At 69.4% G+C, this 11366-nt stretch carries 9 protein-coding genes; 4 read left to right on the top strand and 5 right to left on the bottom strand.

The window, feature by feature from the left end:
* From G6022_RS07355 to G6022_RS07345, 3 genes are all read right to left on the bottom strand, one after another.
* A partial coding sequence (locus G6022_RS07355) for a M20/M25/M40 family metallo-hydrolase (protein ID WP_182691282.1) occupies positions 1–733 on the bottom strand: 733 nt, incomplete at its 3' end.
* Positions 730–1914, bottom strand: a complete 1185-nt coding sequence (locus tag G6022_RS07350; protein ID WP_179525573.1) for an alanine racemase — start codon at positions 1912–1914, stop codon at positions 730–732. The genes G6022_RS07355 and G6022_RS07350, both read right to left, overlap by 4 nt.
* A gap of 4 nt (positions 1915–1918) precedes the next feature.
* Positions 1919–2557, bottom strand: coding sequence for a TetR/AcrR family transcriptional regulator (locus G6022_RS07345; RefSeq protein ID WP_179525574.1), 639 nt, complete (start codon positions 2555–2557; stop codon positions 1919–1921).
* 134 nt (positions 2558–2691) lie between these two features.
* Between G6022_RS07345 and G6022_RS07340 the strand changes: the two genes are divergently transcribed.
* From G6022_RS07340 to G6022_RS07330, 3 genes are all read left to right on the top strand, one after another.
* Positions 2692–4026, top strand: a complete 1335-nt coding sequence (locus G6022_RS07340; protein ID WP_182639830.1) for a D-arabinono-1,4-lactone oxidase — start codon at positions 2692–2694, stop codon at positions 4024–4026.
* Between the two features lie 84 nt (positions 4027–4110).
* Positions 4111–4797 (top strand): hypothetical protein, encoded by a 687-nt coding sequence (locus tag G6022_RS07335; RefSeq protein ID WP_182691280.1) that lies wholly within the window; start codon positions 4111–4113, stop codon positions 4795–4797.
* Positions 4798–4924: 127 nt separating this feature from the next.
* Complete coding sequence (locus tag G6022_RS07330) at positions 4925–8821, top strand: multifunctional oxoglutarate decarboxylase/oxoglutarate dehydrogenase thiamine pyrophosphate-binding subunit/dihydrolipoyllysine-residue succinyltransferase subunit (protein ID WP_182639829.1); 3897 nt, start codon at positions 4925–4927, stop codon at positions 8819–8821.
* Between the two features lie 96 nt (positions 8822–8917).
* Here the strand turns inward: G6022_RS07330 and G6022_RS07325 are convergent, their stop codons facing one another.
* The gene (locus G6022_RS07325; RefSeq protein WP_182639828.1) at positions 8918–9832 is read right to left on the bottom strand and encodes a glycine betaine ABC transporter substrate-binding protein; all 915 of its coding nucleotides are present in this window, start codon (positions 9830–9832) and stop codon (positions 8918–8920) included.
* A 118-nt stretch (positions 9833–9950) separates the two neighbouring features.
* Between G6022_RS07325 and G6022_RS07320 the strand changes: the two genes are divergently transcribed.
* Positions 9951–11042, top strand: a complete 1092-nt coding sequence (locus G6022_RS07320) for a magnesium and cobalt transport protein CorA (protein WP_182639827.1) — start codon at positions 9951–9953, stop codon at positions 11040–11042.
* Here the strand turns inward: G6022_RS07320 and G6022_RS07315 are convergent.
* A partial coding sequence (locus G6022_RS07315; RefSeq protein ID WP_182691277.1) for a suppressor of fused domain protein occupies positions 11043–11366 on the bottom strand: 324 nt, incomplete at its 5' end.

Below are 11366 nucleotides of genomic sequence, written 5' to 3'. Positions count from 1 at the left end.
TCGCGACCCGGTGGACGGCACCCGCGATCGCCGCGACCGCGTTGTCCGAGGTCGGGCGGGACGCGTGGGCCGCGGCCCCCTTCGCGCTCACCCGCGCCCAGGCGACGCCCTTCTCCGCGACCGCGATCGGGTAGAGCCGCCGACCCGCCACCGGTACGGACCACCCCCCGACCTCGCTGAGTGCGTGGGTCATGCCGTCGAAGATGTCGGGACGTTCCCGCACCACCCACCGCGCCCCCATCGTCCCGGCGGCTTCCTCGTCGGCGAAGAAGGCGAGCAACAGGGGTCTGCGCGGGACGATGCCCTCACGGCGGTAGTGGCGCACGACGGCGAGCATCATGCCGATCATGTTCTTCATGTCCACGGTTCCACGGCCGTAGAGCCAGCCGTCGTGGATCTCACCCGCGAACGGCGGGACCGACCAGTCCTCTGCGACCGCGGGGACCACGTCGACGTGCCCGTGCACGACCAGTCCGCCGGCGGCCGGGTCCGACCCGTCGACACGGGCGAACAGACTTCCGCGACCGGGCACGGACTCCACCAACTCGCTCGGGATCCCCACCTCGTCCAGGTACTCCGCGATACGTCGGCACACGCGGGTCTCACCGTCGCCGGTCGTGGCGGGGTCGCCGGTGTTGGTCGAGTCGATGGACACCAGGTCAGCTGTGATCGAGACGGCCTCGGAGTGCAGGAGTTCCCGCATCTCGTCGGTCATCGGCACGGTGTCCGTCATCCGAAGCACATCCCTTCCCCACGGTAGGTGGGCCAGCGATCCACCACCGCTGGTCCCTGTGCAGTCTCGTCCACCACGTGGAGCGTGTCGAACCGCTCGCAGACCTCTCCCGCCTTCGCGTGGCGCCACCAGGCGCGGTCGCCTATCGCCACCTCCCCTCGCACGGGGGTCTGCACCTCTCCGGCGCCCTCCCTGCCCAGGTACCGCAACCCCGTGGGGCGGGCGGGGACGGGCAGCCGATCCGGCCCCGGCACCCCGGAGGCCACGTACCCCCCGTAGAGGAAGGTCGTGAGGCCGGGGGCCGGGGTCCGGACCGCCGGCAGGGCGAAGAACAGCGAGGGTCGCGGTGTGAACGAGCGGTAGCGGTCGAACAACCCGGGGACGAAGAGACCCGACCCGGCGGTCACCTCGGTGACGGCGGGATCCGCGGCGCTCTCGGCGATCGAACCGGAGCCACCCGAGTTGACGATCTCGGGTCGCTCCCCGGTGACGTCGGCGACCACTCCGGCGACGGCCCCCCGGATCCCGAGCAGACGGCGCATCGACAGCGCCTTGACCACGCCGATACCCCTGACGTCGTCGGGGACGCCGGCGACCTGCGCCTCGTAGAACATCACACCGACCACCCGGAAGCCCGAGGCCACGGCTCGACGGACCAGCGGCTCGACGTCGGCGGGGCCCCGGAGCGGGGACCGCCTGACGCCCAGGTGGAGGGGTCCGAACCGGAGCGAGGCGTCCACGTCGACGCACACCCTCGCCCCACCGGCACCCGACTCGCGGGCGATCTCCAGCTGGCGTTCGTCGTCGACCATCAGGGTCACCGCGTCGAGCGCGGCCGGATCCGCCCCCAGTCGCGCGAGCGCCGCGCGGTCGACCGTGGGGTACCCGAGCAGGACGTCGTCGCACCCCGCGTCCACGAGCCACAGGGCCTCGGTGAGCGAATAGGCCATGATGCCGCGTACCGAGTCGTCACCCCGGAGCCCCGGACCGAGGACCTCCTCGAGCACCCCGCGCGACCTGACGGACTTGCTGGCGATCCGGATCCGCGTCCCGCCTGCTCGTCGCCGCAGGTCGGCCAGGTTCGCCCGCAGGGTGGGCAGGTGCAGCGCGGCGAGCGGCGCGTCCAGTCCGGCGGTGGCCGTGTCCACGGCGTCCACGGCGTCGGTGCCGGGTCCGGACACCGGCCTACTCACCGTCGAGCGGATGCGCGTCCGCCACCACGAGGTCGACCGCCCGGTGGAGAAGGGCGATCGCCTCGTCGTCGTCCCGGCAGATCTGCCAGCGCAGACCGATGCCCGCGACCGTGGCCTCCACGACACGGACCATGTCGTCGAGGCCCATACCCCAGCGCATACCCGCGGACTGGGCGGTCCGCCCGAGCACCGAGCGGATGATCTCCTCGTTGGACTCCTGCTGGTGGCGGGCCAGGCCGATCTCGGGTGTCCCGTACGTGCGCAGCGAGTAGGAGACGATCTCGTAGGTGAGGAGCTGCCGGTCGGGAGAAGCGGAGATGACGGCCCAGATCAGGTCGATGGCCTCGTACAACCTCCGTCGCAGCCCCTCCCTGCCCATGGCGCCGGAGTCGAAGTCGACGTTGATGAACGCCCGTGCCGCCTGGTGCACCTCCGAGTTGACCGCACCGATCACCTCACGGAGGAGCTCTTCCTTATCCGTGTAGCAGTAGTGGACGACACCGAGGGAGACGCCGGCCCGCTCCGCGACGCCACGGACGGTCACCGCGCCCAACCCGTCATGTTCGGCGATCTCCAGGGCGGCCCGGAGGAGCTGCGCTCTGCGCTGATCGGATGGGAGGCGTCTGGTCACCCGTCCATGGTACGACGACGACCCTGCGGCGGGCACACTTCGTCCCCGGATCGCACAGGGCACCGCCCCGCGGTCAGGTCTGTCGTCCAGGTTGCCCCCCTTCGACGGTGAAGCGGGGGGTAATCTCGGCAGCCATGACGACCTCGACCACACCGTGGCAGAACTGGGCCGGAAACGTCATCGCCTCGCCGTCCGGCCGGTCCGACCCCACGACCGTCGCGGAGGTCACGGACATCGTGCGCACCGCCGCCGACCGGGGCACCCGGGTCAAGTGCGTGGGCGCCGGACATTCCTTCACCCCGGCCGCGGCGACGGACGGGGTCCTGGTCTCACTCGACGACCTGACGGGGATCGAGTCGATCGTCCCGACCCGCGCCCCCGACGGGCACGTCGACGGGGCTGACGTGACCGTCTGGGCGGGCACGCGACTGCACCGGCTCGGCCCCCTTCTGTGGGACCTGGGACTCGCGCAACCGAATCTCGGGGATTTCGCGGAACAGTCGCTCGCCGGCGCGGTGTCGACGGGGACCCACGGCACGGGTCGGCACGCTGTCGGCCTGCCGGCCACCGTCGTCGGTCTGCAGCTCGTCGCCGCCGACGGTTCCGTCCTGAACTGTTCCCGCGAGACGAATCCTGAGGTGTTCGAGGCGGCGCGACTCGGGATCGGTGCGATCGGGATCATCACCAAGATGACGATCCACTGCGTGCCGGCGTTCGCGCTGAGCGCCGAGGAACACCCGTGGACCCTGACCGCCGCGCTCGCCGATCTCGAGGGCTTCGCGGGCTCGGCCGACCACGCGGAGTTCTTCTGGTTCCCCCACACCGACGCCGTGACCGTCAAACGCCACACCCGGCTTCCGGGCGACACCGAGCTGCAGCCCCTGGGCAGGTTCCGCGAGCTCGTGGGCGAGGAGTTCCTGGCCAACGAGGCGTTCGGTGCGTTGTGCCGGACGGCCGCCCGTCGGCCCTCGCTGACACCCCGGATCAACCGCCTCGCGGCCCGGGCGATGTCGGCCCGCGCGTACACCGATCGCAGCTACCGGGTCTTCGCCTCCTCACGACGGGTCCGCTTCCGCGAGATGGAGTACGCGGTGCCGGTGGCCGCGGCCGCGGCCGTGGTGAGGGACCTCCGGGACATGATCGACCGCTCCGGCATCGTCACGCCGTTCCCCGTCGAGGTGCGGTTCGCCGCCGCGGACGACGTGTGGATGTCGACCGCCCACCAGCGGGACGTCTGCTACATCGCGGTCCACCAGTTCCACCTGATGGACCACACCGAGCTCTTCCGATCGGCCGAGGAGATCTTCCTCGCCGCGGACGGTCGACCCCACTGGGGGAAGATGCACACCCGGACCGCCGCCGACCTGTCCGACACCATCCGACACTTCGACGATTTCGTCGCCGTGCGGGACCGACTGGACCCGGACCGGGTCTTCGCGAACCAGTACACCGAACAGGTCCTCCCGTAGGAGGCGGGACCACGTGATCCTCCGTACCGTGGAGTGACGGACAAGGGCAGCCGACCCTGTCGTGAACACCCTCGAGGAGATCCCGTGCCAGAACGCGTCCCCGCCGACACCGACGTCTCCGGTCCACTCGCCGGAATCGCCACAGGGGCCCTCCGGAAGGCGATACGGAGCCAGGCCGGGGCCGCGCGCGCCTACGTCCGCAAGCTCCGCGAGAACCATCCGGATGAGAGTCCCGCGCGCATCCGCGACCGGCTCGACTCCCGCTTCCTGAGCGCCGTCACCGCGGCCGTGGGCGCCACGGCGGCCGTCCCCGGGGTCGGCACCATCGTCGCGTTCGGCGCGATCGGCGCCGAGTCGCTGGTGTTCATCGAGGCCGCCGCGTTCTACACCCTGGCCGTCGCGGAGGTCCACGGCGTGGACGTGAGGGTCGGCGAGCACGAGGAGCTGCTCGTGATGACCGTCATGCTCGGGGCGTCGGGCACCGCGATCCTGGCCAACGCGGTCAGCACGAGCGGCGGGGCCTCCGCCGGCGGGTCGCTCGCCGGAAGGTCGCTGGGGCTCCCGGGTCTGAAGGAGGTCAATCGTCGGATGGTGTCCCGGTTCGCCCGGAAGTTCGCGGTGAAGCGGGCGACCCTCGCCATGGGCAAGCTCGCCCCCGCGGGCATCGGCGCGGCGGTGGGAGGCTGGGGGAACCGACGGCTGGGTCGGACCGTCGTGAAGGCGGCGGCGACCACCTTCGGGACCCCTCCGGACAGCTGGCCCTCGACCTGACCCCCGTGCGTCGAGTGCACCGCATCCCCCTGTCAGGTGAGATCGGAAGGCCGAGAACGCGCAGAAGGTCTAGCCTGGGTTCATTGCGTGTGAAACCCACCACAGATCAGGAAGGCACCACAACATCGTGAGCAACACCGTCTCACAGTTCGGACAGAACCAGTGGCTCGTCGACGAGATGTACGAGCGGTTCTCCAAGGACCCGTCCTCCGTGGATAAGTCCTGGCACGAGTTCTTCGACGCGAACCCCGGGGCCGCGGCCGTGAGCGGTCGGAGTGCGTCGAACGGCTCGTCCGGTGCCGGTCCGGCTGCGGACGGGGGTGACGCACGGACTGGTGGGAAAACCAGTGGTGGCAAGACCGGTGGAGAGAAGAAGAGTGCCGGCAAGAGCGGCAAGAAGGTCTCCTCCGAGAAGTCCGGGGGCGACAACGCCACCCCCGACGCGAACACCCAGAAGACCTCGGAGCTGACCGTCGCGGACATGTCTCCCGAGTCGTCAGCCGAAGACGTGGCCGCCAAGCCCACCGCCGAGAGCTCCCCGAAGAGCAAGGCACGCGGGCGGGGTGTGCCGGCCCCCGCGCGGACGCCGAGCTCGCGTGGCACGTCGGAGGCACCCGCCGCCAAGCGGACCACCCGGCCCGAGTACACGCCGCCCGAGGAAGCAGAGAACAAGGTCCTGCGCGGCCCGGCCAACGCGATCGTCAAGAACATGAACGCGTCGCTGACGTTGCCCACGGCCACCTCGGTCCGTGCGATTCCGGCCAAGCTCATGATCGACAACCGCGTCGTCATCAACAACCACCTCAAGCGGACGCACGGCGGCAAGATCTCCTTCACCCACCTCATCGGGTACGCGATGGTGCAGGCGATCAAGTCCTACCCGAACATGAACAACCACTTCGAGGAAGTCGACGGCAAGCCCAACGTCGTGACCCCGAACGGGATCAACCTCGGCCTGGCGATCGACATGAAGACCAAGGCGGGGCGCACCCTGGTCGTGGCCGCCATCAGGAACTGCGAGGAACTGACCTTCCGCGGCTTCCTCGACGCCTACGAGGACATCGTCTCCCGCGCCCGCATCGGCAAGCTGACGATGGAGGACTTCTCGGGGGTCACCATCTCGCTGACGAACCCCGGCGGGATCGGCACCGTCCACTCTGTGCCGCGACTGACCGTGGGGCAGGGCACGATCCTCGGTGTCGGTGCGATGGAGTACCCGGCCGAGTTCCAGGGTGCCAGCGACGAGCAGCTGGCCAACAACGCCATCGGCAAGATCACCACCCTCACCTCGACCTACGACCACCGGATCATCCAGGGTGCGGAATCCGGGGAGTTCCTCCGCGAGATCCACCGTCTCCTGCTCGCCGACGAGTTCTACGACGAGATCTTCGACGTCCTCGGCATCCCCTACGAGCCCGTCCGGTGGCGTCAGGACATCACCGACCCGCGCGTGGACAAGGACGCCCGGGTCCTCGAGCTGATCGCGGCCTACCGCGACCGCGGCCACCTCATGGCCGATATCGACCCCCTGGACGGGCGGCACGCCAAGCGTCGCCGCACCTTCCACCCGGACCTCGACGTCAACTCCCACGAGTTGACGCTCTGGGACCTGGACCGCAAGTTCTCCGTGGGTGGGTTCGTCGGCAAGGACAAGATGCGCCTGCGCGACGTCCTGTCTGCGCTGCGCGCGGCGTACTGCCGCAAGATCGGTATCGAGTACACCCACATCCTCGAGAACGAACAACGCCAGTGGATCCAGGAACGACTCGAGGGTGTCGACGACAAGCCGACGGTCGCCGAGCAGAAGTACATCCTGTCCAAGGTCAACGCGGCGGAGGCGTTCGAGACCTTCCTGCAGACCAAGTACGTCGGACAGAAGCGCTTCTCCCTGGAGGGCGCCGAATCGGTCATCCCGATGATGGATGCGGTCATCGACGAGGCCGCCGAGTTCGCGCTCGACGAGGTCGTGATCGGCATGCCGCACCGCGGCCGCCTGAACGTCCTGGCCAACATCGTGGGCAAGCCCTACCGGCAGATCTTCACCGAGTTCGAGGGCAACATGGACCCCTCGGCCGCCCACGGCTCGGGTGACGTCAAGTACCACCTCGGCGCCGAGGGCATCCAGTACCAGATGTTCGGGGAGAACGAGATCAAGGTCTCGCTCACCGCCAATCCGTCGCACCTCGAGGCCGTCGACCCCGTCCTGGAGGGGATCGTGCGGGCCAAGCAGGACCTCATCGAGGACCCGGAGTGGCGTGCCGAGTACCCGGTCGTCCCACTCATGCTCCACGGTGACGCGGCCTTCGCCGGCCAGGGGGTGGTGGCGGAGACGCTCAACCTGTCCCAGATCGACGGGTACCGCACCGGCGGGACGATCCACATCGTCGTCAACAACCAGATCGGATTCACCACCGCCCCCGAGGCCGGTCGGTCCAGCCAGTACTCCACGGACGTCGCCAAGATGATCGGCGCCCCGATCTTCCACGTCAACGGTGACGACCCAGAGGCGTGTGTGCGGGTGGCGCGGTTGGCGATGGACTTCCGCCAGCAGTTCAAGAAGGACGTCGTGATTGACCTCGTCTGCTACCGCCGCCGCGGCCACAACGAGGCCGACGACCCGTCGATGACGCAGCCCCGGATGTACGAGGTGATCGACGGCAAGAAGAGCGTCCGCCAGTCCTACACCGACGATCTCGTCGGTCGCGGTGACATCACCGAGAAGGAGGCCGAGAACGCCCTGCGCGACTTCCAGGGCCAGCTCGAGCGGGTCTTCAACGAGGTCCGCGAACTCGAGAAGCACCCGGTCAAGGCATCCGAGTCGATCCTGCCGAACCAGCCGCTGCCCAAGCGTCTGGTGACCGCGGTCGACGAGTCGGTCATCCACGCGATCGGCGACGCCTTCGGCAACCTGCCCGAGGACTTCCACATCCACTCGCGTGTCAAGCCGGTCTACGAGGCGCGCCAGAAGATGGCCTACAACGGGAACATCGACTGGGCGTTCGCCGAGCTGCTCGCGATCGGTTCGCTCGTCATGGAGGGCCGGACCGTTCGCCTGGCCGGCCAGGACTCGCAGCGCGGCACCTTCACGCAGCGGCACGTGGTGGTGGTCGACAAGACCACTGCCGAGCCCTACTCGCCGCTGCAGAACCTCGACGAGGCCGACGGCCGGTTCGAGGTGTGGAACTCCGCGCTCACCGAGTACGCCGGTGTCGGGTTCGAGTACGGCTACTCCGTGGGTGACCCGGAGGCGCTGGTCCTGTGGGAGGCGCAGTTCGGCGACTTCGTCAACGGTGCCCAGACCATCATCGACGAGTACATCTCCTCCGGTGAGGCCAAGTGGGGTCAGAAGTCCTCGGTCACCCTGCTCCTGCCGCACGGCCACGAGGGCATGGGCCCGGACCACACCTCAGGGCGCATGGAACGCTTCCTGCAGCTGTGCGCGGAGGGGTCGATGACGGTCGCGCAACCGTCGACCCCGGCGAACTACTTCCACCTCATGCGTCGCCACGCCACCGACGGCATCAAGCGCCCCCAGATCGTCTTCACCCCCAAGTCGATGCTGCGGAACAAGAAGGCCGTCAGCGCCCTCGCCGACTTCACCTCGGGCAAGTTCCGTTCGGTGCTCGACGATCCCACCTTCGTCGACGGTGGCAAGGACCCGGAGAAGGTCAAGACCATGCTCCTGGTCTCGGGCAAGCTCTACTACGAGCTGGCGGCACGGCAGGAGAAGGAAGGCCACGACGACGTCGCGATCGTCCGGCTGGAACAGATCCACCCGATCCCGTTCCGTCGTCTCCGCGAGGCGCTCAGCCACTACCCGAACCTCACCGAGGTCCGGTGGGTGCAGGAGGAACCGGCCAACCAGGGCGCGTGGAGCTTCCTCGCACTCAACCTGCCGGAGGTCATCCCGGAGTTCCCGCCGCTCAAGCGGGTGTCTCGACGGGCCATGGCCGCCACGTCGACCGGCCTGAGCAAGGTCCACGCGGTCGAGCAGAAGGCGCTCGTGGACGAGGCCTTCTCCTGATCGCGGCCACGGGGTAGGCGCGGGTCTCCGCGCCCCCCGGCGGCGGTCGCCCGGGGCCTGTCCCGTGCGCCCGGGGCCGGTCCCGTACCCCCGGGCTCAGTAGTCGTGCGAGTCCAGCCAGTAGTTGGCGAGATCGGTCGGGGTGGAGGTGCCGAACTCCACCCCGAGCAGGAGTTCCCGCACGTCCTCCGTGGTCAGCTCGCCGCTGATCCGGTTGACCAGGGCGAGTTGGTCCTCCGAGAGTGAGCCCTTGCGGAACACCGGGACGACGTGTTGGGCCAGGATGGCGTCCTCGTCGTCGTCCAGCGGCACCATGTCGTCGGGATCCAGGACCGGGTCGGTCGACTGGACCAGCCCCACGCCGATCTCCCCCGCGCGCAGTGCGTCGAACACCGCGCGCGGGTTCGGGCCCAGCGCCACCCTCCGCCCGAACCCGCAGTCGTACGTCCCACCCACCGCGGTGGCGAGCTCACGGTCCGCGAGCGCCTCCTGGCGTGCGCCCAGTGTGAACTCCCCGCAGCGTCCGGCGAGGTCGGACATGGTCCGCAGACCGCGCGTCTCCGAGGTGTGCCGGGTCACCACGTACACGGGGGCGTCCTCGGCGGGAGCCGGGTCGGCTGCGGTGACCCCCTCGGGGAGGGCGGCCATCATCGCGGTGTACACCTCGTCGGCCTCGACCACGGTGGAGCCCGGATCGAACGCCCGGAGCAACTCCCCGGTGAACCCGATGGTGAACGTGGCGTCTCCCGCCGTCACCGACTCGAGGACCTCGGCCTGGTCTCCCGACTGCGGACGCAGAGTGACCCGGGAGCCCGATCTCAACAGGGCGTTGCCGTAGATGTGGCCGACGACCTCGGCCTCACCGAAGGACGCGGTCTCGATCACCACGACCGGATCGGACTCGTGGGCGGGGACGATCGACGACTGCGCCTGGCATCCGGTCAGTGCCACCACCGCAACCCCGGCGATCGCCAGTCCGCGTACCCCGGCCCGCTCCCCCGTCCGCCGCACTCGACCACGTCCTTCCTCGCCACGTCCGCACCCGGTCGTGCGACACCTGTCCGCCAGTCTCCCAGCAGAACCCTAACGCCCATCGTGTCGAGGCCCGGCGCCGGATAGTGTCATGGTGATGAGTGAGGGGGCGCTGGTGCCGAGTATCCGAAGACGGCGGGACGACACGGCCACCCCCTTCCCCCCACGCACCCGGCTGACCGTTCCCACCGAACGCGCGGTGGTCGACTGCGGTGTCTACGTCGACGGCGTCCGTGTCCCGGGGCGCTTCACCCACCGGGCCGCGATCCGGCACGTACGACAGGCCGGGCGGGGGTTCGTGTGGGTCGGGCTCCACGCCCCGGACCCGCACCAGATGGAGGCGCTGGCGAGTGAGTTCGGTCTCCACGAGCTGATCTCCGAGGACGCCGCCAGCGGACGGCAGCGGCCCAAACTGGAGGCCTACGACGACTCCCTGGTCCTCAACATGTCGACGGTCAGGTACCTCGAGCACGAGTCGATCACCGAGACCAACGACATCGTCTCCACCGGTGAGGTCATGGTGGTCCTGGGCCGCGACTTCGTGGTGACCGTCCGTCACGGGGACTTCACCGGCCTCGCCGACATCCGCGCGGAGCTCGAGAGCGCGCCCGAGAGGCTGCTCCGGGGGCCGTCGACGGTGATGCACGCCGTGGCCGACCGGGTGGTGGACAGCTATCTCGAGGTGGCCGAGGGGATGAGTGGGGACATCGACGACCTGGAGACCGCCGTCTTCGCCCCCCGCACCCGTGTCGACATCGAGCAGATCTACCTGCTCAAGCGTGAGCTGCTCGAGCTCAAGCACGACATCGCTCCCCTGGCCCTGCCCCTGCGGCGCCTGGCGGTCGAGCATCTCGACCTGGTCCCCGCCGAGATCCGGCACTACTTCCGCGACGTCCACGACCACCACAGCCAGGTCGCGGCGGAGGTCACGACCCTCGACGAGCAGATCACCTCGTTGGTCAACGCGGCCATGGCGATGATCGGGGTGCAGCAGAACACCGACATGCGGCGCATCTCCGCGTGGGTGGCGATCGCGGTCGTGCCCACGATGATCGCGGGGATCTACGGGATGAACTTCACCAACATGCCCGAACTGCATTCCGAGTACGGCTACTACCTGGTGCTCGGGGTCATGGCCGCCGCGTGCACCGGGTTGTTCCTGCTCTTCCGCAGGAACCGCTGGCTGTAGTCAGCGGGTCAGACCCGGATTCACCGCGCGGCGCGCCGGATCGGTCACGTCGATCCCGGCCTCGGCCCACGCGTCCTCGAGCTCCCCCGCTCCCTTGAGCCGGACCCAGGCCGCCTCGGTGTGCGTCACCGGGACCGCTCGGAAGATCCTGACGGGGGCGGACTCCCCGCCCACCTCGACGTCGGGGATCTCGGGCGCCCGCAGCACGACCGCGGTGAACGCCGCGCCCGGCCACAGCGGCTCCCCGAGATCGATGAGAGCGCCCTCGGACAGCACCAGGCCCTCGACCGCCGGGGCGGCCGCGAGCACGGCCAGGGCGCGGAC

Origin of the sequence: Dietzia sp. Cai40 (genome assembly GCF_014145165.1) — a bacterium.
Lineage (GTDB): Bacteria > Actinomycetota > Actinomycetes > Mycobacteriales > Mycobacteriaceae > Dietzia > Dietzia natronolimnaea.
The sequence above is the reverse complement of the archived record's forward strand: the minus strand, read 5'-3'. Positions and strand labels throughout refer to the sequence as shown.